The 26,779-nt window shown below is 38.8% G+C and carries 27 protein-coding genes and 1 other RNA gene; 12 read left to right on the plus strand and 16 right to left on the minus strand.

The window, feature by feature from the left end; genetic code table 11:
• Positions 1-7: 7 nt before the first annotated feature.
• A complete protein-coding gene (locus tag AC1UFB_RS03305; RefSeq protein WP_139109149.1) occupies positions 8-292 on the minus strand; it encodes a hypothetical protein in 285 nt (94 codons plus the stop codon).
• A 215-nt stretch (positions 293-507) separates the two neighbouring features.
• Between AC1UFB_RS03305 and AC1UFB_RS03310 the strand changes: the two genes are divergently transcribed.
• Complete coding sequence (locus tag AC1UFB_RS03310; protein WP_225001622.1) at positions 508-1,389, plus strand: PhzF family phenazine biosynthesis protein; 882 nt, start codon at positions 508-510, stop codon at positions 1,387-1,389.
• A gap of 43 nt (positions 1,390-1,432) precedes the next feature.
• Here the strand turns inward: AC1UFB_RS03310 and AC1UFB_RS03315 are convergent, their stop codons facing one another.
• From AC1UFB_RS03315 to AC1UFB_RS03325, 3 genes are all read right to left on the minus strand, one after another.
• Entirely contained in the window at positions 1,433-1,564 is a 132-nt protein-coding gene (locus AC1UFB_RS03315) for a hypothetical protein (protein ID WP_482588507.1), read from the minus strand.
• Positions 1,565-1,692: 128 nt separating this feature from the next.
• Positions 1,693-1,971: a hypothetical protein gene (locus tag AC1UFB_RS03320; RefSeq protein ID WP_224840177.1), complete on the minus strand. Its 279-nt coding sequence runs from the start codon at positions 1,969-1,971 to the stop codon at positions 1,693-1,695.
• 110 nt (positions 1,972-2,081) lie between these two features.
• Positions 2,082-3,134, minus strand: a complete 1,053-nt coding sequence (locus AC1UFB_RS03325) for a C45 family peptidase (protein ID WP_328101769.1) — start codon at positions 3,132-3,134, stop codon at positions 2,082-2,084.
• Positions 3,135-3,281: 147 nt separating this feature from the next.
• On the opposite strand from AC1UFB_RS03325, the gene AC1UFB_RS03330 reads away from it, so the two are divergent.
• Complete coding sequence (locus tag AC1UFB_RS03330) at positions 3,282-5,138, plus strand: terpene cyclase/mutase family protein (RefSeq protein WP_482588509.1); 1,857 nt, start codon at positions 3,282-3,284, stop codon at positions 5,136-5,138.
• A gap of 51 nt (positions 5,139-5,189) precedes the next feature.
• Here AC1UFB_RS03330 and AC1UFB_RS03335 read toward each other — a convergent pair whose 3' ends face one another.
• The 3 genes from AC1UFB_RS03335 to AC1UFB_RS03345 are packed head-to-tail and all read right to left on the minus strand — an operon-like array spanning position 5,190 to position 7,352.
• Positions 5,190-5,975 carry an ABC transporter ATP-binding protein gene (locus AC1UFB_RS03335; protein ID WP_025910517.1) on the minus strand — a complete coding sequence of 262 codons (786 nt, stop codon included), beginning with the start codon at positions 5,973-5,975 and terminating at the stop codon, positions 5,190-5,192.
• Between the two features lies 1 nt (position 5,976).
• Positions 5,977-6,501: a GNAT family N-acetyltransferase gene (locus tag AC1UFB_RS03340; RefSeq protein WP_482588511.1), complete on the minus strand. Its 525-nt coding sequence runs from the start codon at positions 6,499-6,501 to the stop codon at positions 5,977-5,979.
• 20 nt (positions 6,502-6,521) lie between these two features.
• Positions 6,522-7,352: an AraC family transcriptional regulator gene (locus AC1UFB_RS03345; protein ID WP_482588513.1), complete on the minus strand. Its 831-nt coding sequence runs from the start codon at positions 7,350-7,352 to the stop codon at positions 6,522-6,524.
• Positions 7,353-7,485: 133 nt separating this feature from the next.
• On the opposite strand from AC1UFB_RS03345, the gene lacZ reads away from it, so the two are divergent.
• Positions 7,486-10,593, plus strand: coding sequence for a beta-galactosidase, LacZ type (gene lacZ / locus AC1UFB_RS03350; protein ID WP_482588515.1), 3,108 nt, complete (start codon positions 7,486-7,488; stop codon positions 10,591-10,593).
• A gap of 346 nt (positions 10,594-10,939) precedes the next feature.
• Positions 10,940-11,323 carry an SET domain-containing protein gene (locus tag AC1UFB_RS03355; protein WP_025910521.1) on the plus strand — a complete coding sequence of 128 codons (384 nt, stop codon included), beginning with the start codon at positions 10,940-10,942 and terminating at the stop codon, positions 11,321-11,323.
• A 238-nt stretch (positions 11,324-11,561) separates the two neighbouring features.
• Here the strand turns inward: AC1UFB_RS03355 and AC1UFB_RS03360 are convergent, their stop codons facing one another.
• The 3 genes from AC1UFB_RS03360 to AC1UFB_RS03370 all read right to left on the minus strand — a co-directional run bounded on the left by AC1UFB_RS03360 (position 11,562) and on the right by AC1UFB_RS03370 (position 14,704).
• The gene (locus AC1UFB_RS03360; protein WP_482588517.1) at positions 11,562-13,478 is read right to left on the minus strand and encodes a vWA domain-containing protein; all 1,917 of its coding nucleotides are present in this window, start codon (positions 13,476-13,478) and stop codon (positions 11,562-11,564) included.
• Positions 13,479-13,489: 11 nt separating this feature from the next.
• Positions 13,490-14,377: an ATP-binding protein gene (locus AC1UFB_RS03365; protein WP_025910524.1), complete on the minus strand. Its 888-nt coding sequence runs from the start codon at positions 14,375-14,377 to the stop codon at positions 13,490-13,492.
• Between the two features lie 96 nt (positions 14,378-14,473).
• Complete coding sequence (locus AC1UFB_RS03370; protein ID WP_025910525.1) at positions 14,474-14,704, minus strand: DUF2187 family protein; 231 nt, start codon at positions 14,702-14,704, stop codon at positions 14,474-14,476.
• 427 nt (positions 14,705-15,131) lie between these two features.
• Here AC1UFB_RS03370 and AC1UFB_RS03375 point away from each other — a divergent pair, with 427 nt between their 5' ends.
• The 5 genes from AC1UFB_RS03375 (at position 15,132) to AC1UFB_RS03395 (ending at position 18,305) form a co-directional block, all read left to right on the plus strand.
• The gene (locus AC1UFB_RS03375; RefSeq protein WP_061785801.1) at positions 15,132-15,626 is read left to right on the plus strand and encodes an RNA polymerase sigma factor; all 495 of its coding nucleotides are present in this window, start codon (positions 15,132-15,134) and stop codon (positions 15,624-15,626) included.
• Positions 15,623-16,783 carry an anti-sigma factor gene (locus tag AC1UFB_RS03380; RefSeq protein WP_100347662.1) on the plus strand — a complete coding sequence of 387 codons (1,161 nt, stop codon included), beginning with the start codon at positions 15,623-15,625 and terminating at the stop codon, positions 16,781-16,783. The genes AC1UFB_RS03375 and AC1UFB_RS03380 overlap by 4 nt, the downstream gene beginning before the upstream one ends.
• A gap of 147 nt (positions 16,784-16,930) precedes the next feature.
• Positions 16,931-17,443, plus strand: coding sequence for a hypothetical protein (locus AC1UFB_RS03385; protein WP_326046380.1), 513 nt, complete (start codon positions 16,931-16,933; stop codon positions 17,441-17,443).
• A gap of 133 nt (positions 17,444-17,576) precedes the next feature.
• Positions 17,577-17,754: non-coding RNA, 6S RNA (gene ssrS / locus AC1UFB_RS03390), on the plus strand.
• Positions 17,755-17,891: 137 nt separating this feature from the next.
• On the plus strand, positions 17,892-18,305 hold the full coding sequence (locus tag AC1UFB_RS03395; RefSeq protein ID WP_100347661.1) for a pyridoxamine 5'-phosphate oxidase family protein: 414 nt from the start codon (positions 17,892-17,894) through the stop codon (positions 18,303-18,305).
• 36 nt (positions 18,306-18,341) lie between these two features.
• Here AC1UFB_RS03395 and thiE read toward each other — a convergent pair whose 3' ends face one another.
• Together thiE and thiM are read right to left on the minus strand one after the other, a co-directional pair.
• A complete protein-coding gene (thiE, locus tag AC1UFB_RS03400; RefSeq protein WP_025910533.1) occupies positions 18,342-18,974 on the minus strand; it encodes a thiamine phosphate synthase in 633 nt (210 codons plus the stop codon).
• Between the two features lie 17 nt (positions 18,975-18,991).
• Complete coding sequence (thiM, locus tag AC1UFB_RS03405; protein WP_482588521.1) at positions 18,992-19,804, minus strand: hydroxyethylthiazole kinase; 813 nt, start codon at positions 19,802-19,804, stop codon at positions 18,992-18,994.
• A 307-nt stretch (positions 19,805-20,111) separates the two neighbouring features.
• On the opposite strand from thiM, the gene AC1UFB_RS03410 reads away from it, so the two are divergent.
• The 3 genes from AC1UFB_RS03410 to AC1UFB_RS03420 all read left to right on the plus strand — a co-directional run bounded on the left by AC1UFB_RS03410 (position 20,112) and on the right by AC1UFB_RS03420 (position 22,776).
• Positions 20,112-20,606 carry a hypothetical protein gene (locus AC1UFB_RS03410; RefSeq protein WP_061785805.1) on the plus strand — a complete coding sequence of 165 codons (495 nt, stop codon included), beginning with the start codon at positions 20,112-20,114 and terminating at the stop codon, positions 20,604-20,606.
• Between the two features lie 166 nt (positions 20,607-20,772).
• On the plus strand, positions 20,773-22,152 hold the full coding sequence (locus tag AC1UFB_RS03415; RefSeq protein ID WP_482588523.1) for an MFS transporter: 1,380 nt from the start codon (positions 20,773-20,775) through the stop codon (positions 22,150-22,152).
• Between the two features lie 27 nt (positions 22,153-22,179).
• Entirely contained in the window at positions 22,180-22,776 is a 597-nt protein-coding gene (locus AC1UFB_RS03420) for a DNA-3-methyladenine glycosylase (RefSeq protein WP_482588524.1), read from the plus strand.
• A 204-nt stretch (positions 22,777-22,980) separates the two neighbouring features.
• Here the strand turns inward: AC1UFB_RS03420 and AC1UFB_RS03425 are convergent, their stop codons facing one another.
• The 4 genes from AC1UFB_RS03425 to AC1UFB_RS03440 are packed head-to-tail and all read right to left on the minus strand — an operon-like array spanning position 22,981 to position 26,758.
• Positions 22,981-23,949, minus strand: a complete 969-nt coding sequence (locus AC1UFB_RS03425; protein WP_025910540.1) for a sugar phosphate isomerase/epimerase family protein — start codon at positions 23,947-23,949, stop codon at positions 22,981-22,983.
• 17 nt (positions 23,950-23,966) lie between these two features.
• Positions 23,967-24,971 (minus strand): Gfo/Idh/MocA family protein, encoded by a 1,005-nt coding sequence (locus tag AC1UFB_RS03430; RefSeq protein WP_025910542.1) that lies wholly within the window; start codon positions 24,969-24,971, stop codon positions 23,967-23,969.
• Between the two features lie 13 nt (positions 24,972-24,984).
• Positions 24,985-26,010 (minus strand): Gfo/Idh/MocA family protein, encoded by a 1,026-nt coding sequence (locus tag AC1UFB_RS03435; RefSeq protein ID WP_025910544.1) that lies wholly within the window; start codon positions 26,008-26,010, stop codon positions 24,985-24,987.
• Between the two features lie 22 nt (positions 26,011-26,032).
• Positions 26,033-26,758 (minus strand): ThuA domain-containing protein, encoded by a 726-nt coding sequence (locus AC1UFB_RS03440; RefSeq protein ID WP_025910546.1) that lies wholly within the window; start codon positions 26,756-26,758, stop codon positions 26,033-26,035.
• Between the last annotated feature and the right edge of the window lie 21 nt (positions 26,759-26,779).

A 26,779-nucleotide genomic window follows, 5' to 3' on the forward strand; every position in this document is an offset into this window, starting at 1 on the left:
CACCACTTTATTCTTTAATTCGTTTATCGATTGCTTCCTTTGTTTGCTTACGAACCTGATCTTTTCGCTCATACTCGTTTTGGTAATAATCTTTAACCGTTTGATAGCGCTCTTTAATGAGGTCACGATAAACTTCGGCTTCTTTTTTATTTTTAAACTTATTTTCTTGTTCTAAAAAGCGACCAGCCTTTTGCATCCTTAAATCTGTATATAATAACCTTGTTGATACACCATTGACCGCAAACAGGGCTTGACTAAAGATTTTATTGCTTGTAAACATGGCTTGCTGCAAATTTCCCGACTCCCACTGAGCCCATTCCCATGCTAAGCGCAGCTACTACGTTTTTCATGCTTTCGCGTCCCTCTTCATACTATATCATCCATATGGTAACATAAAACAGCTTTCCGAAATCCATTTTTTGTATAATGAAAATTCGAGCTACTGCTTTATCTACTGCCTTCGAAGTCAATTAAACTATGATATGCTAGAGAAAGGAAGGTGACTATATGAAACAAATTAAAGTTAATCAATACGATGCGTTTAGTAGAAAACCACATAAGGGAAACCCTGCAGGAGTTGTTTTTAAAGCTGACTCACTAACAGATCATGAGATGCAGCTTATTGCAACAAAAGCAAAATTTAGTGAAACAGCTTTTATTTTACCATCTTCATCCGCAGAATTACATATCCGCTACTTTACTCCTGGACAGGAAGTTGATTTATGTGGACATGCCACCATTGCGTCGCTTTATGCACTCTATACGAATAACATGCTCTCAAAAAAAAAACTAACGATTGCAACCAAAGCTGGCATTTTACCAATTAAAATAGAAGATAACGACCAGGTACTCATTACAATGAATCAAGCAAAGCCTAGCTTTCACCCTTTTAATGGCTCAAAAGATGAATTAGCAAGTGCTCTTGGAATTACAGTACATGACTTTTCTTCAGATTTACCCATTGTTTACGGAAGCACGGGAAGTTGGTCTTTAATTGTGCCATTAAAATCGCTGACTGCTTGTCAAAAAATACAGCCTTTATCGGAAAGATTCCCGCAACTACTAACAGATTTTCCGAGAGCTTCTATTCATCCTTTTTGCTTTGAAACCGTTCATAAAGATGCACATATACACGGGCGCCACTTCTCTTCTCCTTATTCAGGGATAGTAGAAGACCCGGTAACAGGAACTGCTTCAGGCGTGATGGGCGCTTACTACGCAACCTATGTTCACGACTCAGCCTTCAGCAGCATGAATCTACTTGTTGAACAAGGGTTGGAAATAGAGAGGGATGGATTGGTGTATGTTAAAGTGGAAAACTCTCGTGATTTGTGCATTTCAATTGCTGGTGAAGCTGTCTATGCAGAAACAAAAACTATTTTAATTTAATAAAACAATAAAAAGAGTTTGGGACATAACAAAATGATTGCTTCTAAAAGACGAACACTAGCTGAGCTGTTCCCATCTCTTTGGTTTGTCTCAACATGTTCGTTCCATTGCGCTGCGGGATCTCAGTTTTCCCTCTCTTTCCCGCAGGAGTCGAGTGTCCTACGCTCCATTCCACCCTGTTTCCAACATTGTTTTTCACAATCAACCAAAAAACCTGAACGATTAAAAGTGAGAAACTCTCAATCGTTCAGGTATAGTAGAGGCTGAACTAATTATGTCTCAGTCTCTTTCCTATGTAAAAACTTATGAGAAAACAGCTTGAACGCTCATCACCGTTACAGTTAACACAAGCACTAAATTTCCAAGAATTAACCAGGGCTTCACGCTCCCACGCTTTCCTTTAATCGCTGTAATAAGTCCAGCTACTGGGAGTAACGCCATTAGGATGACCCAAATTTTTCGAATAATTCCTGATTCTAAATAAAATCCTACTTGCACCATTGTAAATAAAACAATTGTCAGTACAAACAGTAGGCCCGGAATAAATAAGTGTACGCCTCTTGGCCTTGATGAATAGTACAAAACATCACTTTCTTTCTATATATAATTTTAGCTAACAACAACGTTATCATTTACCAAAGTTTTTGACAACTTGTCAGACAAAGTTGTTAACAAAATTTAATAAAAAATCATTAGTGCTTGGTTTCTTCAAATGGAAATTCCTCTGTTGTATGAATAATCCCTTTCAAATATGATTTACCCAAAGGTTTACCTTCTATCCATTCTTTAAATGAAAAGGTGAAAGGCTCAGCTGACCGACCAATTCCAACTGCTACTTGCAGCGTATGAGGTTCATATGCAACCGTATGCAACGTTCCAGCTGAATTTTTATAGTCTTCTTTAAAGACTCCGTAGGCTGGATCATTAAAAACTTGATACGAATCTCGTATGGATAGCGCTTGGTCAATCTGGTTCCGAATATTCTCTAAACGCTCTGTTGATTCAACGAGGTGATGACGATTCTCTTCGACTAATTCATGAAAATGATTTGTACAAGCCATCGTAGCTCCTCTCAATACGCGCACTCCTCTACCTGATGCCTCCACAACAGCTGCATTCCCACTTCGATCATAAAGTGAATAGTTAAATGCATGCCTGTGGGGTGCTCTCTCTAAAACAGCTATCGCTTCTTCCGTTGTTTCGCATGATTCCAAAATAAAACGAGCTAACGCGCAGCAAATGAAGCCACCTGTCTGCCTGCGACGATTGACAAAATGGTAGCCGACTACAAGGCCTTTTTCGTTCATACCATCCATACGACCAATCATTCTAGTTCCAAATCCTACGCTAGCAAAGCCTTGGTCGGGTTGAAAGAGTAAAAACCTTCCTTCATATGTTTTAGGGTGATAGTCATAGTTACGCACATACACTCCGTTTTGCATAAGAGCAGAACACCCTGTTTTATCCCAGTTTTGTTGATAGCCACTGTATTCATGAACAATATCTTCAAGCGACCATTCTAGCCCTTCACTCAATCCTTCTAACTCACTCCACAAGCCTGGTGCAAACAAATCATAATACGTTTTAGCCTGACGTTGATTAGCCTCATAGCTTCGAATCGATCGCTTTCTTCTTTTCAAATGATTCTCTTCAAGCTTTGTGCCCTTATGCAGTAACCCTTGTAGCATACCAAGGTTATAATAAGATCCTCTTCCCTGGATAATCTCTACCTTTATTTCTTTCATTCCTTTTCACCTCATTTAATCTACTATTATTTTGCAGGAAATGAACATTGCTTTGCAACTTTCAACCCTCATACAAGACGTCCAAATGGAATAAGGTTAAATAGTGAGGGTTTGGAATTAGTAAATATTAATTTGAGGTGATGACTCATGCTACAAGAAAAAACAGCAAAAGAAATCCATTATTATATACAAAAAATTCAAGGCAGACAGTCAGCTGATGGTTCATTTCAGTATTGCTTTGAAGGTAGCGTTATGACTGATTCTTTCCTAATTATGCTATTGCGAAGCATCGAACACCCAAACCAGAAGCTTGTTGAAAAGCTTACAAAACGAATTGTTTCAAAACAAAACAAAGATGGCGTTTGGACTTTACACGATGATGAAAAGCCAAACCCCTCTGCGACTCTTCAAGCCTACGCAGCCCTTTTATATTCTGGCTTCTATACGCGCGAAGATCGCGTTCTTCGAAAAGCAGAAGCTTATCTCATTGAAACCAATGCGCTATCAAAGGCTCATTTTATGACAAAATGGATGCTCGCAGCAAACGGATTGTACGACTGGCCTTCGTTATTTTATTTACCGCTTTCGTTTCTAGTCGTTCCGCCTAACGCTCCACTTAGCTTTTATAATTTAAGCGCTTATGCACGCATTCATTTTATTCCAATGATGATCGTTGCCAATAAAAAATTTTCAGTGACATCTAAGCATACCCCTTCTCTCAGCCATTTACTCACAAGGTCAGAGGAACTGGATATGCAACGAAATGTTCGAGCATCACCATTTCTTAAGCAAGTGAAACATTTGACATCCCTTCCATCTTATATTCATCGACTTGGGTATCAAGCTGCTGAGCGCTACATGCTCGATCGATTAGAAGATGATGGGACGCTATACAGTTACGCTAGTGCTACATTTTTTATGATTTACGCTCTTTTAGCGCTTGGATATAAGCGTAATTCTCCAATTGTTCAACGGGCCGTTGAGGGAATTTGCGGATTAGCTAGTGAATGCTCCACTTATACACATATTGAAAATTCTACGTCAACCGTATGGGATACAGCTCTTTTAACTTATGCACTTCAAGAAGCCGGTCTATCTTGGAAAGACCCCATGATAAGAAAAGCGACTTCCTATTTACAGCAAAAACAACATTCTCGCTTTGGAGATTGGCGTGTTCACAACCCAGGTATTCAACCAGGTGGATGGGGATTTTCACATAACAACACCATCAACCCTGATTTAGATGATACTTCAGCTGCAATTCGTGCACTAACAAGTCGAGCCTCAGACGATCCTTCCTATTTCCATTCGTGGCAAAAAGGAATCAACTGGCTGTTATCGATGCAAAATCGAGACGGTGGGTTCGCTGCCTTTGAAAAAAACACTGATAGCACATTGTTTACGTATCTACCCCTTGAAAATGCGGAAGATGCGGCTACAGATCCCGCAACTGCGGATTTAACGGGCCGAGTACTAGAATGCCTTGGGTCATTTGGAGGCATGAACAAAAATCACCCAAAAATTCAAGCAGCCGTTGATTGGTTATTTGACAATCAAGAAGAGAATGGCAGCTGGTATGGTCGATGGGGAGTTTGCTATATATACGGTACATGGGCAGCCGTTACGGGCCTTTTAGCAGTAGGTGTTTCAAAACACGATAAGCAGATTGTAAAAGCAATTAACTGGCTTAAGAGCATCCAGCGTTCAGATGGCGGCTGGGGAGAATCATGCTCTAGTGCGAAATACAAGCGCTATATACCATTATCGTTTAGTACACCTTCTCAAACGGCTTGGGCTATAGATGCACTACTAAGCGTCTGTCCAAAAACAAACCAAGAAATAATAGATGGTGTTTCCTTTTTACTTAATCGCTCAGAACAAACTATACAGCAACGGAACTATCCGACCGGTATAGGACTTCCCGGGCAATTTTATATTAACTATCACAGCTATAATGACCTTTTCCCATTATTAGCTCTTTCTCATTATCAAGCAAAGGCTTAAAAAAACTTCTCCAACTAATGGAGAAGTTTTTCATTTGAAAATTCCATATTTTCAATAGGTAACTTTTTCTTTTAGCGATAGCCATGTACGGTCTTTTATTTTTTGAACTAATACTTCCTGTTCAAAGAACGCAGAAAGCCGATCCTCCGTTAACAAATCAGCTGTTTTGCCAGCCGAAAACACTCGTCCTTCTTTCATTAGCATAGTATGGGTAAAGCAGGATAAGATTTCCTCTACATGATGCGTCACATAAATAAGAGTTGGACCATCTGGTTCTATCGCAATCTGCTGAATTAACAATAGTAATTGCTCTTTAGCTAAAAGGTCTAAACCTGTACACGGCTCATCTAGAATAAGAAGCTTTGGAGACGCCATCAATGCGCGTGCAATTAACACTCGTTGACGCTCACCTTGAGATAAGGTGCGATATAGTTGATTTGCAAAGTGCTGGCACTTAAGCTGCTTGAGCAGTTGGTTTGCACGTTTTATCTCTTCTTGAGTTACGCTTTCATACAATCCAATTGAAGCAAACTTACCGCTTAAAACAATCGTGATTGCCGTTTCATCCTCAGGAAATCGCTGTTGTAACGACGAACTGACCCAGCCAATTTCTTTGCGCATTTCTGGCAAATTAGTTGCACCAAACGTATGATTTAAAATCGTTGCTTCTCCTTTAGTTGGCCATATGTATCCATTTATAACGTTTAAGAGCGTTGTTTTGCCACAGCCATTTAAGCCTAGTAAACACCAATGCTCGTTTTGATTGATTTCCCACGATATGTCGTTTAGCAGCAATTTGTTTTCGCGTATAAGTGAAATATTTGTTAATTCTACAATATTAGTCAACTGACACCCCTCCAGCTTGAATTGAATAAACATCAATAGGTTTATCCCACTTTATAATCTGCTTTTCTTTTTTCATTCCTATTTTTACCACTACTTTTCGCGATGCGTGATGCTCTGGATCAATTAAAGCTGTAATCCTCGTTAACCCAAGGTTTTGAAACCCGTGGTTAATACAACTTTGAGCCGCTTCGGTTGCATAGCCTTTCCCCCAAAAATCTTGAAGAAATAAATACCCTAACTCTACTTCTATGGTGCCATCAACCTTTTGCAACAACAAGCCACACTGCCCGATAATTTGTTTTCCCCCTTTTTTTTCTACGGTCCACAAACTAAAGCCGTAGGACATATCATGATTTTGGATAGATTGAATCCACAGCTTGGTTTCATCCATGCTTTTTGTATGAAGATAGAATTTCATCGCTTTTGGATCATTAAATATTTGAAACAGCGCTTGATCATCAGACGCTTCCATCTTTCTTAAAATTAACCGCTCTGTTTCTATTATAGCAAGATTCATCGCTCGACTCCTTTTTAAGTTTATGATGATAAATACAGTTTACGAAATGCCTTAGGGGTTAATTTTTCATATTTCTTAAACTGCTTAATAAAATAGCTGACATTTTCATATCCAACAAATGCTGCAACTTCTGAGACAGACATTTGGCTATGTTTAATTAAGAGCTCCTTCGCTTTTTGAATGCGCACTCGCGTAACGTATTCGATTGGTCTTAAACCAAAAGCTTGCTGAAATAAAAGGCACGTATACTGAGGCGTTACGTTTAAAGAGTGAGCAATAGCATCTAGGGTTACAACACTAGCATACGAACCTTCAATATAATCAATGGCAGGCTGAAGCTGCGCGTGGTGCTCATGTCTCGTTTTTCTTTCAGACAGCAAGCAGTCATTTTGTAAATGAAGTAAAAAGCTATAAATTAACTCAGAAGCCTTTAAGCTACTTGATAATCCTTTGCTTTCGAACGCTGTAATCATATCATTTAGCTTTTGCAAAAGCGTTTCAGCATACGTTACCTTAACCTTTGTTGAGTTTAGCAAGCCAAATGTTCGAAGAGTTTCATTGATTTGTGCTCCATTAAACGAAACCCACCATACTTCCCACTGTTCACTTAAAGGATAATATTCATGCGGAACATGAGGAGTTAGAAAAAAACCTTCATTCTGTTCAATTGTATACGCTTCGTTATTCACACAAAGCTTCTCCTTCCCACTCATACACTGAATCCACTGAAAGTCTGGAAACTCGTGTTCACGTGCGATATGAACTTGATGTTTCCAGTACCCTACGCTTGAGACATAAAAGGGTAGGCTAATATCTAACTCTGTTAGTGTTGGAAAAATTGCTTTATCCATTTAACTCCCTCTCCTGCTCATCATTCTTCATATGAATTTTGTTATATTTTTTTAAAATTGTCTGATTGATTCGCTTTTTAGTAAGCGTTATCATATTCATATACCATTATAAATGAATAAGGGATGGATGAACATGTTAAAAACAATTAAAAAATTCAGCTATACTCCACCAGCAAACGGGTTTCCTGAATGGAATAACAATCCTGAAATTTTCCAATTAAATCGCTTACCAGCTCATGCAAATACGACAATTTATCAAACGCCAGAACAAGCCTTACACTCTAATACCTCATCTTCTTACTATCAGTCTTTGAATGGAGATTGGAAGTTTCAGTGGGTACCGCGCCCTGATGAACGCATTATGGATTTCTATCGCAAAGATTTTGATCATAGCGCGTGGGAATCCATTTCGGTCCCTTCCCACTGGCAGCTTCAAGGAGACGATTACCCACAATATACAAACGTGACGTATCCTTGGATACATCATGATGATATTAAAGCACCTTTTGCACCAACTAACTATAATCCTGTAGGACAATACACGCGCACTTTTACAGTAGATAAAAGTTGGAACAATCAGCCTATCTATCTTAGTTTTCAAGGAGTAGAATCCGCTTTTTATGTATGGGTAAACGGTGAACTAGTCGGATACAGTGAAGATAGCTTTACGCCTGCTGAGTTTGATTTAACTCCTTATATTCAAGAAGGTGAAAATAAACTAGCTGTAGAGGTATATCGTTGGAGCGATGCTAGTTGGCTTGAAGATCAAGATTTTTGGCGAATGAGCGGAATTTTTAGAGACGTTTATCTATACTCTACTCCTCCAGTTCATATTTTTGACTTTACCGTCCGCGCACAGCTAGACGACAAATATGTGAACGGAAAGCTAACGATTTCTGCTGATATTACGAATTATATCGAACAAATTGCTGAACACGTAACGCTTGAAGCCATGCTTTATGATGCTGAGCTTAAAGAAGTGCTGAATCAGCCATTGCAAACATCTCTTTCAATACATGAACAAGAGACTGCTTTGCTTGAAACAGGCATTGCCTCACCAAACAAATGGAGTGCAGAAAGCCCTTATCTCTATACGCTTGTGCTAACCTTGAAAGGTGGAGACGGAAACGTAATTGAAGCACAAAGCTGCAAGGTTGGATTTCGTACATTTGAATTAAAAGATGGATTAATGAAGATTAACGGCGAAACAATTGTTTTCAGAGGCGTAAACCGCCATGAGTTTTCTGCGACGAAAGGTAGAGCCGGCATTACAAAAGAAGATATGCTCCATGATATTTTATTAATGAAGCAGTTTAATATTAACGCAGTGCGCACCTCTCACTACCCTAATGCTTCAGGCTGGTACGAACTTTGCGATGAGTATGGCCTTTATGTAATTGACGAAACAAATCTGGAGACTCACGGGACATGGAGCTACCTGCAAGAAGGGGAACAAGATGCAATCCCGGGAAGTAAGCCTGAATGGAAAGAAAATGTTTTAGATCGCTGTCGCTCTATGTATGAACGTGACAAAAACCACTCTTCTATTGTAATTTGGTCACTTGGAAACGAATCGTTTGGTGGGGAAAATTTCAAGCATATGTATGATTTCTTCAAGCAAAAAGATGATACGCGCCTCGTACATTATGAAGGAATATTCCATCACCGAGATTACGATGCATCTGATATCGAAAGCACGATGTACATTAAGCCGGCCGACATTGAAAAATATGCGCTGATGAACCCTAAAAAGCCTTATCTTCTCTGTGAATATAGCCATGCAATGGGGAATTCGTGCGGTAACTTAGCTGATTATTGGAATATTATTAATCAATACCCTATCTTACAAGGCGGCTTCATTTGGGATTGGCGAGACCAAGCTCTTGAAACAACAACAAAAGAAGGAATTACTTATTTAGCATACGGTGGTGACTTTGGAGAAAGTCCACATGATGGCAATTTTAGCGGTAACGGACTTTTATTTGCTAATGGTGACGTGACGCCAAAGCTGTATGAAGTTAAAAAATGCTATGAAGCTGTATCATGGAAGGCTACTGATCTTAGACAAAAAACCTTTACTGTCCAAAATGATTACTTGTTTACAAATTTAAAAGATTATGAGTTTACGCTTACAGTGACAAAAAATGGTGAAGACATTTATAACTATTCGTTTATAGTAGATGTAAAACCTCAAACAACAAAAGAGATTCAATTACCGTTGGATGATTATAAAAAATCCCAAAACGATGATGAATTTATTGCTACTCTATCAATGAAATTAAAAAGCCAGACCAAGTGGGCTGACAAAGGTCATGAAGTAGCATTTGAACAGTTTATTCTACCGGCACAAGTTGCTTCACAACCTGCAGCTGAGACAAAAGCGCCACGTGCTATAAAAGATACAAGCCAAGAACTTACGATTAAAGCTGACTCTGCTACCCTTACATTTAACAAAGAATCTGGGTTGTTAACTTCTTATTTATGTAAAGATACCGAATTATTGCTAGATGGATTGCAACCAAACTTTTGGAGAGCAGTAACGGATAACGATCTGGGTAACAAACTTCAAGAGCGCTGCCAAGTTTGGAAAGAAGCAAGCCTTAACAGAGAGTTGGAATCGTTCAATGTACAAGAACAGCAAAACCATATAGCTATTACCACACGCTTTTGCTTTCATGCGCTTGAAAATACAACCTGTGAAATTGTGTATAAAGTAGATAACAGCGGACAGGTTGCCATTCGTCAAACTCTCGTTCCGAGCAAGACGCTGCCTGAAATTCCTGAATTCGGCTTACGCTTTACTATGCCAAAAGAATTTAACCAGCTCTCTTGGTACGGAAGAGGACCTCATGAAAATCATTGGGATCGCAACACAGGAGCAAAGGTTGGTTATTATACAAGTGATGTAAAGTCACAGGTAACACCTTATTTACGTCCACAGGAATGCGGGAATAAAACGGACGTTCGTTCAGCACGCGTTCTCAATGAAAACAGCGTTGGTTTCTCAATTAAGGGTACACCAACCATTGAATTAAGTGCATTACCGTACACTCCGTTTGAACTTGAAAGCTATGATCATCATTACAAGCTGCCTGTTAGTGATAAAACGTCCATTCGCATTAACTATAAGCAAATGGGTGTAGGCGGTGACGATAGCTGGGGAGCAAAAACGCATCCACAGTATACGCTATACGCTAACCGTTCATATGTGCATGAATTTATGCTGAAACCAATGGTTTAATTACCTAAAAGGTCTGGGCCATACGTATGTTAGCTAACGAGATATCCAAACTGTTGAAAGTTAAACACTTTTGATCGTTTGGATGTCTTTTATTAGTTCCAAAAACAAGTTAAAAACTATTGGAATGAAGCACTAGCAGAAAGCCTGAGACCTCGCAGCGCAAGCGAGAAGGCTCAGGTTCCTCCCTGCGGAACGCGAGTATCTGCAGCGCAATGGAACAAACCATACTTAACTCCTGCTTCTATTCATGCCAACTTATTTTTAAAATATGGTTGATTTCTACTTGATTACCTGGCAAGCTTAAGGAGGAACTAAAATTTAGAAGAAAGAAGAAATAGGTGAACACATGATCGAAATTAAGGCCTCAACATTAAGTGATGGTGAATTTAATCGCGGGGTATTTGCAACGCAAGATATTAAAAAAGGTGATTTAATCCACGAAGCACCTGTTATTGCTTACCCTAACGAAGAACATGAACATATTGAAAAAACGCTTTTAGCAGATTATTCATTTGAATATGGCATTAATCATTCTGCTATTTTATTAGGCTATGGGATGCTATTTAATCACTCTTATACCCCTAATGCTACTTATGAAATTAACTTTGATAAACACGTATTTGAGTTTTATGCCTATACAGACATTAAAGCTGGGGATGAAGTGTTAATTAACTATAACGGAGACGTTGACGACCAAGAACTGCTTTGGTTTGATAAGGAAGAAGAATAAAAGAACAGCCTGAGCTTTTTCTCAGGCTGTTTTCTTATTCCGTAATGGTAATCTGATCTTGGTCCTTACTTTCTACTCCTTCACTAAAAGTTAACCTTGTTTTAAACCTATACGATCGTTTATCGTTAGAAGGTAAAAGCTCTGTTGGTAAATCAAATGTAAAAGGGATTTTCTCTAGGAGAACATTTTTCATTTATAAGCTTATACTAGTGGATAATCTGCATTTCTGTCAATATCCTTAAATACTTTTATGAAGTAATTTTTTCAGAAGCGGAAATAAAACATCTGGCAACTCTTTAATATCTGGTACTAGGATGCTATATTTCCCATACATATTTTGAATTGTTTTTCGCTGTCCCTCATCAATTTCACCGTTTGATAAAAAGACATTAATTACTTCCATTCCATGCTTTCTTGCTTCAAGCACTGCTTCATGCGTATCAACGATACCGTTTTGTTCATATCCCATCGCTGCAGGCTCTCCATCTGAAAATACGAGTAAAAATTTTTGTTTTTCCGTTCGCTTTAACAAGCGTCTTGTCATGTGACGAATAGCAAATCCGTCGCGATTATCTTCCTCTGGCTCTAACTGCATAATTTCAGGACCGCTTTTTGGTTTAAGAGAAGATTGAAAGTCCATCACTGTTTTTAAATAGTTAGGCTGGCTTGTTTCAGTTGCATCGTTTGTATCTTCCCAAAACCCAACGATTTGATGTGGAACCCTCACTGATTTTAGCGCTTCGTGGAATAAGATAATTCCTAGCTTCGTTTCATCCATTTTGTCATACATTGATGCTGAGCAATCAACGAGTAGAGAGAAAACCGCGTCAATCTGCGGAGATTCTTGGTCTTTTTTATAAAACAAGCGAGGATTATCATCTGTCCATAGCTTTAATAACCTTTTATTTAAACGACCAAACTGAAGTTCACTTCTCGGTAACGTTTTTTTATGCTCTAACGTCTTCTCAATCATTTGCTTTAGCTTCTTTTGAAAAGATGAAATAAGCTGTTTGTTTTCACCATACAAAGCAACTTCTTCGTCTGTGGGAATGGTTGGATCCACGAACACTGGAAACGCGTACTTATTATCTTTTCCATATTCATAGTCAGCTGCTCCGTCTTTTTCTGGATGCGTTTGATCCATTGCTTCCATCTGTGAGTAATCGTTTCGTGACGTTTTTTGTGAAGCACCTTGAACAATACCGAGCGCTTGATCACCATCGTCTCCTTCACGTACACCATCGCCTAGCATATCCGTTTTAGAGCCTTGATCCATATCAAATTGCAAAAAGCTTTGCGTTGCTTTACTTGTTTCACGGTGCCACATTTCCATTTTCTCTTCATGAATATCTTCATCGCCGTCTTGTTCATGCTCTAAAATATCATCATTTGCAAGTTTGGATTCACGTTTTAAATCGTCAAAAGTTAAGCCTGTCTCTAACTCTTCATAATCCAGCTCTGCCAAAAAGAAATACGTATTAAGCATGTCTTTGTCTAAAATATCATCAAACAAATCAACAAGCTCTAAGCAAATACGCGCAATATCTTTAGTAGTTTTCGCTTCATACACCTTCACTAGCTGGCTTCGAATAAATGGCATTGCCATATCAACCTCATTTGTAATGAACGGAATTTCTTCAAACGGGTTTTCCGCCGTTAATAAGAGATAGATGCCATTAAAGAGGGCATCGGTATGAACGCTTTTTATTAAATTTGCATTGAGCTGGGTAGCAAAATACTTACGGTATACGTTTCTGCGTGTGGCGAAAGCTTTCTTCGTACCAGGTCTTTCTTTCGTACATACATCTTCTAAACGTAAGTCTTCAAAAAGCATAAAGAGCTGTTTTGCAAGACTTGAGACAGATGAAAGCTTCACTTTTTTCAAATACGCATTTACCTCTTGGAAATCACAGTGATAATAGCTTCCAATCGCTCTTAAAAACACGTCGCTTTTAAGGCCATACACTTTATCACTATCGGGTCGATTATCCCAGAAGTGACTTAGATAAATAATTTTCTGTAGCGGATCATAGTAAGAGGACACCCGATACTCAACTTCAATATCATCGTTTTTTGTAAGCGTTTTTGTTAAATCGGCAAGCTCCATATATAAAAATGAATCAACGTTTTTATCGTTAAATTTAATAAATCTCATAGCGCCACCCCTTATTCAAATAACGTTTCTGCAATATTTTGAATGGCTGCCTTTTCCCTTTCATCTTCTAACTTTTCAATAATCCCTCTTTTAATAGCACGCAGTGGAGGCATATATAACGCTAAATCGCATGTATCTAATAACGCGCGAATCGATGCTGCTTCTTCTGAAATATGACCGTTGCTAACCTGCGTGATTAAATCTCCTGAAAGCTGTACAAACTGGTTAATTAACTTTTCATCTTGAAGCTGTGATTGTGTTTTTAATACTTGTCGCAAGCTTTCTCCTTGAATATATGGTACATCGATAACAACAAATCGATTTTTTAATGCTTCGTTTAACGGAACCGTCCCAACATAGCCTTCATTAATTGCCGCGATTACACCAAAGGTTTCTTTTCCTTTTACGACTTCACCTGTAAATGGATTTGTAATCATTTTACGGTAGTCAAGAACACCATTTAAAATTGGTAGTGTTTCAGGCTTTGCCATATTAATTTCGTCTATATAAAGAAGCTGACCTTTCTTCATTGCGTTGATAACTGGTCCAGAAACAAACTCAATACCTTGCTTTCCATTTTTCTCAGCGATTGTTTTAAAACCTAATAACGCTTCAGCATCTAAATCAACTGAGCAGTTAACGCTGTGCATCGGTTGTGAAAACAAATAAGATAATGTTTCTGCAAGCTTTGTTTTACCAGAGCCTGTCGGACCTTTTAAAAGTACGTTTTTTCCGAGTGCTAAAGCAATAAGAGCATCTTCTAAGATGTCAGCTTCTTCTGCAGTATAGCCCCCTTTCCCAATTAAAAATTCATCTTCTGCTGTTAGCTTTTGTTTTCTTTCTTGAATACGAGTAAGTACCTCGCTTGGTAGTGCTAAATCTGTTAATTCAATTGCCATAATTCATATCCTTTCTCTCGGTTTGCTGTCTTCATTCTACAAGATTTTATTTGGGTTCTCAAAGGTTTTATGTCACGAAAAAAAGTAGGTGGATACCTACTTTTTCACAATTTTATAGTTTTTGTGATTAACGACTGTTTTCATTGATTCGCCTGTTTCAGCGTCTTTTCCAAAATCGACGATGACCGAGTTATCACGAACCACCATGACGATACCTTTGTATCCTTTAAAATCACCTTTTTTTGGCTGAATTGTGTCACCGACTTTTGCTGCTTTTACCTTCGGTGCTTGCTCTTCTGTTCCTTGTGTATTTTCTACATCCATGATGATCCCACCTTTGTATTTTATTAACTATATACACCTTTTATCTACAAAGCTTGATTTTCACCACTCGTTTGAGCTATCTTGTGACTTTTCCCGAAACTACTTTATTTCAAACGTTTAAATAAAATTTTATGAGAGAAGTTTCAACGAGCGTCATTTTTAAAAATGCTATGTACGCCATCAATATGATAATGTATACCTTCTGAGTCTTATCATACCATTTTCTTGCCATTCCGAACACCAATTAAACCTTAGTTTTTTAAAAAAATGACATTTTTCATGGAATTTTGTCGAATTTCATCGCATTTTCTCTTCCATATGGTATGCTAACATTTATGTTTTATGCGCTTAGAAAACAGTTATATTTTCCTACATTATAATTAGAAACTTTTGACGAACATTTCCGTTAGTTAAAGGAAAGGGGGGGAAAATGGCACCTAAGCATCATTTCGAAGAAATTTATGAACAGCATATGCACGATCTTTTCCGCTATCTTCTCTCTCTTACGCGGCGGAAAGAAGCTGCAGAAGACCTTATGCAAGAAACGTTTTATCGCGTACTGCTACATTTAGAAACATATAGCGGTGAAGAAGTAAAGCCTTGGCTGTTCAAAATTGCCTATCACGCATTTATTGATTGGTATCGAAAAGAAAAAAAGCGACCAACTGTCGAACTAGAGGAATGGCATTTTTCACCACAACCAAGTGCTGAAGAGAAGGTGTTTGTGCAAGATGAAATTAACACGTGGCTTTCAGAAGTATCCTCTCTTCCAGAGCCAAAAAGAAATATTGTACTACTTCGTGATTATCACGGTTTTACATATGAAGAAATTGCTGGGATGACTGGCTTTACTCTAGCAAAAGTGAAAATGGCTCTTTATAGAGGACGTCAGCAATTAAAGAAGAGAAAGGAAGAGAACGTATGAGCTGTCAAAATATGCAGCACCAATGGACAAAATACAAAGACGGAACTTTGACAGATGCAGAAGTAGAAGAGCTCGAACGCCACACTGAAGAGTGTGATGAATGTATGAATTATCTTCAAAACCTGCTTGATGAAGAAGAAATACAGCCAGTCACTGCTTCCTCTACGTTTGACCAGGAAAAAGCAAAGCGCTCAATGATAAGGGCGAAATGGAGACAACGCTTTACTAATGTATTGACTGTGCTAAGCGCTTTTATCTTACTTTGGTTAGGAGGCAGCTTTTTATCGGCTATTTACTATTCTTTCACTCCTAAAGGTGAATATTTACGAACTGTGGATAAAGCCGCGATTGAATCTGCTTTACCAAACATATATGTACAAAATTCAAGAACCGAAACGAAGCCTTTCTTCCGCTTACAAAATGAGTACACGCTGTATAAAGAGATTGGGCAAGCGCAAAAAAGTGTCGGACAATATACGTTTCACCACCTGTTTGAACGGGTCACAAACGTCGACAAAAACTTTTTAAACGACCATTATAATATGAAGTTATCATTTGCTTATCCAGAGCGAGTAAAAAAAGAAAAAGACGCTTCTTTCTATCAAAAATGGTCGAATGAAACATGGGGAGCACTTGATCAACTCCCTGAAGGCACAGTTAGTGAAATTGCGCTTTCTTTTGATCAAGCCTATACTATGGAAGAAATTGAAGAGAAACTTAGCTCTACACTTTCAAGCGACATTTCAACCGTCTGGTATGCTTTAGACACTGGGTATGAAGCAAAAGGAAGTGATACAAGCAATCCGCTTGTAGATTTAACCTCATCTTTTGGGTTCCCATCAATGCTAGAGCTACCGTTTTATGAAGAAAAAGAAACCTTTACGGATGAAGAGCGCGTGGTGCAGCTACTGAAGCTGCTTGCTGATAACGAACGGACGGTTCAACAAATTAGATGGATGAACCCAGATGAACTTCAGTTAACTAACCGATACAAATTTGTAAAAAAGAACGGTGTTAAAATATACGGCATTGTCTTAACAGGACCAACAAAAGAACTGCTAAAACTAAAGAACGAACCGTCGATTACCTATTCTTCTTTAGGAGAAGTAGAGTTATGGAATTGGTTTACTCGTCCCACTCAAGGTACCTTGCATTAAAGCATGAGAACATTACGTTTTCATGCTTTTCTTTTTCCATGCTATGATAAAACGAAAAGGAGTGAGGATTTTGAAGTATCTATCCATGTGGACTTTCCTTATTATTTATGCATGGCTATTAGCAGCAAAGGAAAAAACGACCTCGTCATGATGAAGTTGATCTCTGGGCAATTCGCAACAGTGGAGCCACTCGTCGTTATGATTTTTTCTTGTTTAGGACTATTCCCTCTTTTATTTGCATCACTAATTATGCCAAACGACTCATTTAAACTTCCAGGCTGGCCTTTTTCACTGCTCTCTTTTGGATTAGGAGCCTTCGCGCTTTTACCTTACTTTGTACTAAATGGCGAGAAATCAACTAAGAGTCGCGGATTTAACCTTCTAAACAAATGGTTAACCTCACCCACTTTCTTACTGTCTTTGTTGACAATCACTCTCATTCTTTATTTGTATGGTTTTGCAGCAGGCTCATTTTCAGGTTATATAGAAGCTTTCAAGCATTCTGAATTAGTTAGCGTTATGACCGTTGATTTTTTTGTCCTTACTTGGTTAACCTATATTCTTTTTAGGAGTCATCGCTACCTATTCATATGTGTTCTGCCTATCTTAGGGCCCCTCGTTTTACTTTTAACTATAAATCAAAAAACAACACATCTTTAAATACATTTTTTAGCATTAAATAATTATGTTGCATTTCCACAAATATTGCTTTATAATCATCTCTTGTACACATGATTGCGATTGTGTAAAATTCCTAACACACACCATGTATACCTTTTTAAAAGGTATACCTACATACCTGCGCTGTGCGTATACTCATGTTGTCTTAAACCTTTGAGTGTTAAAAGGGAGTTCAAAATTCAGTTGCGGATAGCATGCCCTTCTTGGGACGCTAAAACCGACTGTGCGAACACCCACCTAGTTGATCTGGGTATTTAAGACACTTCGAGTTACGGCAGTGCGGGCTTTTTATCGCATTTTAGTTTACATAATTATATTATTGTCTATTTAAAAGTAAATAGATACACGATGTTTAGTTTTTTCCAACGGTGGTATATCTTAAGTAAGACGATAAACTTAAGGAGCTGATTCAAATGAATAAGCAAGAATGATGGACAAGTTATCGAACTTACTAGATGAAAACCGAGTGGGTACATTAGCGACCGTTGTGAATCAAAAACCTAATTCTCGCTACATGACGTTTTTTAAAAAAGATGGTGACATTACCTTGTACACGCCAACAAGCATAGCTACGCATAAAGCTGATGAAATTGATGAAAACGGCAACGTGCATATTTTGCTTGGCTATAGCGGCGAAGGATACGGAGATAATTATGTAGAGGTGTCTGGAATTGCTAAAATTAATGATAATCAAGAGTTAAAGAACCGCTTTTGGAATGATCATATGTCACAGTGGTTTAATGGACCTGATGACGCTAACTACGTTTTACTTGAAATTACGCCTACTCATATCAAGTTGATGAATGAAGGGAAAGATACACCAACTTCTATAAGCTTATAGTGAAATGAAAAAATGCCTCCCGCAGGAGGCATTTTTTCATTTCACTGCTTGAAGCAACTGTTCTGCTGCTTGCTTAGGTGACATTGCTAAGCTAATCGCTGTAATAATAGATATACCGTCAGCACCACCTTGAATGACTTTCTCAGCATTTTCGGCTGTGATGCCTCCAATCCCTACAATTGGGAAATCAATCTTCTGTTGACGAGCTTGCTGAATTAAATTTGTGCCCTGAACAGCTTTTGTATCTGTTTTTGTAGTGGTTGGAAATACAGGCCCCATTCCCACATAATCCGCTTTATCTTTAATTGCTTGCTGTAGTTCTTCAATCGAATGAACCGATACACCGATTAGTTGATGAGGAGCCTTTTCTTTCACAATATACGCTTTCTCGTCTTCTTGACCAATATGAATACCATCAGCACCTAATTTGATTGCCAAGTCAACATCATCATTTACAATAAAAGGTACCTCATGCTGTTTACAAATTTGTTGAAGATCATAAGCAAGCTGATACTTCTCTTTTCCTTGCAGAGCTCCCTCTCCTTTTTCACGAAACTGGAACATCGTAATTCCACCCGCAATCGCTTCTTTTAATACGACTCGCGGATCTCCCTTACAATTATTGCTTCCCATAATAAAATAAACTTTTAGATACTCTTTAATATTCATCTTCTGTTAGCTCCCTTCTACTGCTGTTCAACTCTTGCTCCGCTTTTCACTTGTTCTGGATGAATATGGTGTAAAGCATCCAAAAAAGCGGTTTGAAAACTTCCTGGCCCTTCACCTGCTGCTTTATCAGCTGCCAGTTCAGCTGCGACTTCATATGCGCATAACGCCTCAAGAACTGCTTCAACAATTCTTTTCTTTTCAACTGCAACAAAGGCACCGATAACGGATGTTAATAAACAACCGGTCCCTGTTACATTGGCAAGCATTGAATGCCCGTTTGTGATAATATAAGCTGAATCTCCATCACTAACAACATCTTGTACACCCGTTACAACAACTTCTGTTTTCAGCTGCTTTGCAGCCATTTTAGCTAACGTAACGACATCCCCTTCTTCAGGTGCTGCATCTACACCTTTTATCGCCCAGTTTTCTCCTACAACATTGGCAATTTCAGCAGCATTTCCTCGAATAACTGCTATGTTTACTTTATTTAATAACTCTCTTGCTGTAGCTGTACGAAATGGTGTTGCACCTGCTCCGACTGGATCAAATATAACCGGAACGCCTGCCTCATTCGCTGCTTTTCCTGCAATTATCATCGCTTCAACTTCAGTACTTGTTAACGTTCCCATATTAAGCACGAGTGCTCCAGCAATTTTAGCCATATCCGCAACTTCTTCTTTTGCATAAGCCATTACGGGCGATGCGCCTAAAGCCAATAAACCGTTCGCTGTAAAATTTGTTACAACAACGTTCGTCATATTATGTACTAGTGGCTTTTCTTGTCTTACTTGAGATAATAAATGACCTATTTCCTTTTGGGCCGTCATTTTTCCATCCTCCTACCTTTCGATATAAAAAAGCACCCTGCATGAACGCAAGGTGCTTTTACAATCTACTCACATTCCCTACGCTGGCATTATCCAACAGGTTCAAATGGTCTATGATGGTTTCCTAATCATACTCTCAACCTGCATCCGCAAGCTCCCCATTCTATTAAACTATAGTAAAAGTCTACTATATAAGTACGCTTCATGGCAATATTGAGGCTATCTTGATTTTGTTTTTTCACTTTCAGATTCCCGAGACTGTGTCAAGCAGTTCGTTCATAAACTGAACAATGGAGGTGAGAGTTAAATGAAGAAAAAACTTTTGCTGCTATTTGTTCCACTGCTGTTGCTTTTATCCGCCTGCCTCAACGACCCCGTTCAAGACGATTTATTAAACTATTCAAATACTGAAATCCCCAAGGTCAGTGAACTAGAAATACAGGCGGTTGAAGCATATGACAGCGTATCCGGAGCTAACTACACAGATGATTTTACGATGTATGATACGCTTGTGGATGAAGTCATTCCACAATATCGTGAATTTATTGAAGAACTTGAAAAAATCGAAGTAGAAACAGATGAGCTACGGGCGCTCCATGAAGATTATATTAAAGCTGCCAATACTCAGTATAACGCTTTTGCAAAAATTGTTAGCGCTCTTGAAAAACAGGACCCTGAATTAATTGTCGAAGCTAATGTGATGTTAGATGAAGCGAGAAAAGGAATGCGTAAATATGCAAGTGATATTAAAAAACTTGCCAAAGAGCATAAGGTTACGTTTGAGAAGGGTGAAGAGCTATAAAAGTGAAATTAAAATCAGGTGCACGCACCTGATTTTATTTCGCAACCCGAAAAAGATTGACAAACGTATCATAAAATTCTATATTTATATACCTGTAGACAGGTTTGAGAATTAATGATATACCATTCAATCTTGATTAAATATGCTATTTTGTAAGGAGATAAAGATGACTACCACTACTATTACTACAAATGAAGAACATTCAATCTTAGAGCCAAAACCATTTAAAGAATCTGTCGTCATTCCTTTTTGGAGCTTGACAATCATGCTTGTAGTAATGAACACTACAATGTTTAACGTTGCTCTTCCTAAAGTATCCACAGAATTTGCTTTAACATCTTCAACCTCTGCTTGGATTATTACTGGCTATTCTGTTGTTTTTGCAATTGCAACAATTACATATAGTCGACTATCCGACTTCATTCCGATTAGACAGCTGCTAACGACTGGCTTAACGCTGCTAGGGATTGCTTCAATTATTGGCTTTGTGTCGAACAACTTTACAATGCTGTTATTTGCCCGCGTTCTTCAAGCTGCAGGAGCAGCAGCAGTACCTGGACTAGCAATGATTTTAATCACGCGCTATATCCCGAAATCCAGACGTGGTAAATCAATGTCTATGATTTCTTCTGCTGCGTCACTTGGATTTGGTCTTGGTCCTGTTATTGGAGGAGCAGTAACGCAGTATATGGGTTGGAACTTTCTATTCATCGTAACAGGGTTAGTTTTAATTTTCATCCCATTATTTCATAAGGTTTTACCTGCTGAAGATAAAAAGAAAGTTTATTTTGACATTCTAGGTGGTATCCTAACAGCAGCGGGTGTGACCGGCTTTTTACTATTTCTAACTTCCTATTCTTTATTATTACTAGCGGTCGGTATTGTAGCCATTATTTTATTAAGCATTCGTATCCGCAAGCATAACCATCCATTTATTGAGCCCAAGCTTTTTCAAAGTAAAGGCTATTTACTATTAAATGGTATCGGTTTTGCAGCATACATGACTCACTTTGCCACTCTTTTTATTATGCCGTTATTATTGGTACAAGTTTTCCAAAAAAGCTCTGCTGAAATTGGATTACTCATTTTCCCAGGTGCAATTCTATCAGCCATTGCTTCTCGTTTTATTGGTAAAATTATTGATCAGTTCGGAAACAAAGTATTAATTCGATTTGGCCACTTATTTTTAGCTATTGCAGCTTTACTTTTTACCTTTTTCAGCACTATATCACCTACAGCCATTTTATTTATGTATATGTTTATGAGCATTGGTTTCACATCCCTTACGTCTAGCGTAGCAAACGAAATCTCACGCATGCTACCTTCAGATCGTATTGGCACAGGAATGGGCTTTTCACAACTTTCTCAGTTCGTTGGTGGAGCTACCGGCGTAGCTTTAACAGGAGTAGCAATCGTTTGGCAAAAAAGCTTACCAATCGAATCAATGTTTCAAAATTTATTTATTGGCATGACCGTATTAATTGTCGTATCATTTATGTTATTTTTAGGATATAAACGCTTTGAAGCAGAAACGTCTGAAGACTAACTTAACATACAAAGGAAGGGATTATCCGTGAACGGTACATTATCACTCCAGCCTCTCGAAGCTTCGTTTTATAATCAACCAACGTTATCTTTAGCACAATCCCTTCTCGGTTGCCTGCTTATTCACGAAACAAGCGAAGGTACTACTTCTGGGTTTATCGTTGAAACAGAAGCCTATATGGGACCTGAAGATCGTGCTGCACATAGTTTTAATAACCGACGAACAAAACGAACCGAAGTGATGTTTGGCGCTCCTGGCAATGTGTATACCTATGTAATACACACCCACTGCCTTGTTAATATTGTCAGCGGCCCAGTTAATAAGCCAGAAGCCGTGTTAATTCGAGCAATCGAACCTTTTAGTGGAATTGATCTTATTCAAAAGCGTCGAAAACAAGCTCTGCCTAAAAATTGGACAAACGGACCAGGTAAGTTAACAAAAGCACTTGCGATTACAATGAAGGCTTATGGACATGACATTACTAATTCTCCTCTGTATATCTCAAAAGGATTTACGCCTACAGCTATTTCATCAGGGCCAAGGATTGGCATCGATAACTCCGGTGAAGCAAAGGATTATCCTTGGCGATTTTGGATTACGAATCATCCATATGTATCAAAATAAAGAGTTTGGGACATAACAAAATGATTGCTTCTAAATGACGAACACTAGCTGTTCCCATCTCTTTGGTTTGTCTCAACACGTTCGTTCCATTGCGCTACGGCCACTCGCTTTCCGCGGGGAAAAAACCTGAACGATTAAAAGTTATGAACTCTCAATCGTTCAGGTATAGTAGAGGCTGAACTACTTATGTCTCAGTCTCTTTATTTATACCCACCACATTTGTGAAGGCTGCTCTTCAATTAAAATACTTTGAAGGTTTGTTACGGCACGCTTAAACCCTTCATTAATTGACATAATCGGATCTTCATGCTCTATGCTTACAACATAATCATATCCATACGTACGTAAAGCGCTCATCATATCCGACCATTCTGTTAAGCTATGTCCACATCCTACTGAACGGAACGTCCATGCACGAGAGCGAACTTCACCATAAGGCTGCATATCTGTTAATCCATACATATTAATGTTTTCTTGATCCAAATACGTATCTTTTGCATGGAAGTGATGAATCGCATTTTCTTTAGCCAGAATTTTAATGGCTGCAACAGGATCAATTCCTTGCCACCACAAATGACTTGGGTCTAAGTTTGCACCGATTGCATCGCATGTTTCTTCACGTAGCTTTAATAATGTATACGGTGTATGTACTAAAAATCCACCGTGAAGCTCCAAACCAATTTTCACATTGTTCTCTTGTGCATAAGCGCCTACTTCTTTCCAATAAGGAATTAATTTTTCTTCCCACTGCCACTTTAAAACATCACCATACTCATTTGGCCAAGGCGTAACGGGCCAGTTTGGATATTTCGCCCCCTCATGATCACCTGCTGTCCCTGAAAAACAATTTACAACTGGGACATCCAGTAGCGAAGCTAGTTTAATCGTTTTTAATAGCGTTTCATGAGATTCTTTTGCAAAATTAACCTCTGGTGAGATTGGGTTTCCATGACAACTAAATGCGCTAATCGTTAATCCACGATTTGTAATTTGATTTTTATATGCTGTTCGTGCGGCTTCATCTTCTAACAGCTCATCTAATGGACAATGATTGTTTCCAGGATAGCCTCCTGTTCCAATTTCCACTGCATGAAGCCCAGCTGCTTTGACAGTATCAAGCATTTCTTCAAATGATTTATCTGCAAATAATACGGTAAATACCCCTAGTTTCATCTTGTTTTCCCCCTTTTTCACTTCTTACTACTATTATAAATAGCATCGATGATTGCTGATGTTTGAAGCGCTTCTTCCGGCTTTACAACGAGATCCTCTTTACCTTTACAAGCATTAATAAAATTGTTCGCTTGTAATAAGCTAAAGTTTTCTTCCCCATCTATCCAAGCTGCTTGGCTATTTAACAACATGCCATTTTTGGATGTATATAATTCAAACGGGAATACATTGATGCCTCCATTAACACCAGAGATGCTTACATGCTCTTCGTCATCTGGTATGTTAGCTGACCAAGATGTTTCAAGTAACAAAGATGCACCGTTATCAAATTTGACATAGGCTGTGACGTGGTCATCTACTTCAAACGTTTCGTGATTAAACGTACCCCACTGATTTAGCTGGTTGGGTGAACGGCTTAAGTCGTTATACGTAGATCCCACTACTTCTGTATGGCTTGGATTCCCCATTAGCCATACAGCTAAGTCAAGAAGATGACAGCCGTAGTCGATTAAGCTCCCTCCACCTTGCAGCTCTTTATTAGTAAACACGCCCCATCCTGGTACCTTTCGGCGTCTCATTGCTCGTACTCGCGCAACAAGTGGTTTCCCCACTTCGTCCATGCTTTTTTTAGCCGCCTGTGCTTCCTGCATGAATCGATAATGATAGGCAATTGCTAACACTTTATCTGCTTTCTTCGCTTCTTGAATCATCTGCTCACATTCAGCTTTCGATAAGGCCATTGGCTTTTCACATAGCACATGAACACCAGCTTTTAACGCTTCTACTGCGTATTCAGCATGGAATTTATTCGGTGTACAAATGCAAACAGCATCGACTTCTGCAAACATGTCTTTGTAATCAATAAATACATGTGGAATATTATGCTCATTTGCTACTTCCGTTGCACGCTCAGCGTTAATATCACTTACAGCCACAATCTCACACTCATCCTGTAGCTGTTTAAATGCGGGAATGTGGCGGCCTACTGCAATGCCGCCCACTCCAATAATTCCTACTTTCACAGCTGTCACCTCATTACACTTGCTTAATTTGTTTTGTTTCACTTGACTCAAGAGCAGCCAAAATAACAGCTAATGACTTAAATCCTTCTTCGCCGGAAACCGGTGTTTCGGTATCGTTAATGATTGCATCCACAAATTTTTCAACAACGTGAGAGTTGCTTTGACCACCATCATCATTTGATTGAATTTTTCCTAACTCGTACTTCACAACTTCCCCAGTTGTGTATTGAACTACTAATGAATAGTTTGGATCATCTTCTAGGCGAAGAATTGCTTTTTCGCCATAAATGATTGTTGAATTATCTTCTTTGCTTGTGTACGCCCAGCTTGCTGCTAGCGTACCCACAATACCGCTTTCTGTTTTTAGTACGCACACAGCATTATCATCTACGTCGCCAAAGTCTTTTGCAGTTGTTTCGACAAATGCACCAACTTCAACGATTTCTTCTCCTAAAATGTAGCGAAGCAAGTCAGTTTTGTGAACACCTAAATCTCCCATCGCTCCAATAAATGCTTCTTCTTTTCTAAAGAACCAGCTGTCTTTACCATCTACGCTCCAACCTTCTGGACCACCGTGTCCGAAAGCTGTACGGAAGCTATAAATCCTTCCAACTTCGCCGTTTTCAATTAATTGGCGTGCTTTTTGATGAGATGCTACAAAGCGTTGATTATGAGCAATCATAAGCTTTTTGTTGTTGGCTTTAGCCGCTTCAATCATTGCTTCAGCTGATTCTTTTGACGTTGCCATTGGCTTTTCGCACAAAACATGTACTCCGCTGTTTAATGCTACAACCGAGATAGGAGCATGCAGGTAGTTCGGTGTACAAACGCTAACTGCATCTACCGTTCCACTTGCCAACAGCTCTTCATAACTTGTATAAGCCTTTACGCCGTATTCACTTGCTACTTTATTGACACGCTCTTCGTTAATATCGCAAACTGCTACTAACTCTACATCTTTGTTCATTTTATATTCTGGTAGATGGCGATACTGAGCAATACTTCCACAGCCGATAACCGCTACTTTTAATTTCTCCATTATTCTTCTCCCCTTTAATTCTTTAGTTTTTCACCGTAATTTTTTCAAGTGGCTGAGCGTTTCCGTATACTGGACGCTTGCGATCAACAGGCTTCGCCCAATTTACAGCGTTTACAATTACACGTTGGATATCTTTATGGTGGTAAGTTGGGTATGTTTCATGTCCTGGTCGGAAGTAAAATACCTTCCCATTTCCACGCTTATACGTGCAGCCACTGCGGAAGACTTCTCCGCCTTCAAACCAACTTGTGAAAACAAGTTCATCTGGAGCTGGGATATCAAAGTGCTCTCCATACATTTCTTCACGCTCAAGTTCAATAAATTCTGAAATACCTTCTGCAATTGGGTGAGAAGGATCTATAACCCATAAACGCTCTTTTTCATCTGCTTCACGCCATTTTAAATCACAGCTTGTTCCCATTAATGTTTTAAAGATTTTTGAAAAATGCCCCGAATGTAAGACGATTAGTCCCATACCATCCAACACGCGTTGCTGTACTTTTTGGACAATCTCATCAGATACTTCTTCATGAGCTAAATGTCCCCACCATACAAGCACATCAGTATTTTCAAGAACTTCATCAGTTAATCCATGCTCAGGCTCATCCAGCGTAGCTGTTGCAGTTGCATAGCCAGCTTCTTGTAAAAATGAAGCGATGGCGCCGTGAATTCCTTCCGGATAAACTTCTCTTACAACTGGATTTTTTTGTTCGTGACGATTCTCATTCCATACCGTTACTTTTGTCATTTTTATATCCCCTTTGTCATC

It is taken from the genome of Priestia sp. KCTC 13724 (genome assembly GCF_056820425.1).

Bases quoted from the DNA above. Each gene is read 5' to 3' on its own strand.
- AC1UFB_RS03310 (WP_225001622.1), top strand. From the start codon at position 508: ATGAAACAAATTAAAGTTAATCAATACGATGCGTTTAGTAGAAAACCA.
- AC1UFB_RS03325 (WP_328101769.1), bottom strand. From the start codon at position 3,134: ATGAAAGAAATAAAGGTAGAGATTATCCAGGGAAGAGGATCTTATTAT.
- AC1UFB_RS03330 (WP_482588509.1), top strand. From the start codon at position 3,282: ATGCTACAAGAAAAAACAGCAAAAGAAATCCATTATTATATACAAAAA.
- AC1UFB_RS03340 (WP_482588511.1), bottom strand. From the start codon at position 6,501: ATGAATCTTGCTATAATAGAAACAGAGCGGTTAATTTTAAGAAAGATG.
- AC1UFB_RS03345 (WP_482588513.1), bottom strand. From the start codon at position 7,352: ATGGATAAAGCAATTTTTCCAACACTAACAGAGTTAGATATTAGCCTA.
- lacZ (WP_482588515.1), top strand. From the start codon at position 7,486: ATGTTAAAAACAATTAAAAAATTCAGCTATACTCCACCAGCAAACGGG.
- AC1UFB_RS03355 (WP_025910521.1), top strand. From the start codon at position 10,940: ATGATCGAAATTAAGGCCTCAACATTAAGTGATGGTGAATTTAATCGC.
- AC1UFB_RS03360 (WP_482588517.1), bottom strand. From the start codon at position 13,478: ATGAGATTTATTAAATTTAACGATAAAAACGTTGATTCATTTTTATAT.
- AC1UFB_RS03365 (WP_025910524.1), bottom strand. From the start codon at position 14,377: ATGGCAATTGAATTAACAGATTTAGCACTACCAAGCGAGGTACTTACT.
- AC1UFB_RS03375 (WP_061785801.1), top strand. From the start codon at position 15,132: ATGGCACCTAAGCATCATTTCGAAGAAATTTATGAACAGCATATGCAC.
- AC1UFB_RS03380 (WP_100347662.1), top strand. From the start codon at position 15,623: ATGAGCTGTCAAAATATGCAGCACCAATGGACAAAATACAAAGACGGA.
- AC1UFB_RS03385 (WP_326046380.1), top strand. From the start codon at position 16,931: ATGATGAAGTTGATCTCTGGGCAATTCGCAACAGTGGAGCCACTCGTC.
- AC1UFB_RS03395 (WP_100347661.1), top strand. From the start codon at position 17,892: ATGATGGACAAGTTATCGAACTTACTAGATGAAAACCGAGTGGGTACA.
- thiE (WP_025910533.1), bottom strand. From the start codon at position 18,974: ATGAATATTAAAGAGTATCTAAAAGTTTATTTTATTATGGGAAGCAAT.
- thiM (WP_482588521.1), bottom strand. From the start codon at position 19,804: ATGACGGCCCAAAAGGAAATAGGTCATTTATTATCTCAAGTAAGACAA.
- AC1UFB_RS03410 (WP_061785805.1), top strand. From the start codon at position 20,112: ATGAAGAAAAAACTTTTGCTGCTATTTGTTCCACTGCTGTTGCTTTTA.
- AC1UFB_RS03415 (WP_482588523.1), top strand. From the start codon at position 20,773: ATGACTACCACTACTATTACTACAAATGAAGAACATTCAATCTTAGAG.
- AC1UFB_RS03425 (WP_025910540.1), bottom strand. From the start codon at position 23,949: ATGAAACTAGGGGTATTTACCGTATTATTTGCAGATAAATCATTTGAA.
- AC1UFB_RS03435 (WP_025910544.1), bottom strand. From the start codon at position 26,010: ATGGAGAAATTAAAAGTAGCGGTTATCGGCTGTGGAAGTATTGCTCAG.
- AC1UFB_RS03440 (WP_025910546.1), bottom strand. From the start codon at position 26,758: ATGACAAAAGTAACGGTATGGAATGAGAATCGTCACGAACAAAAAAAT.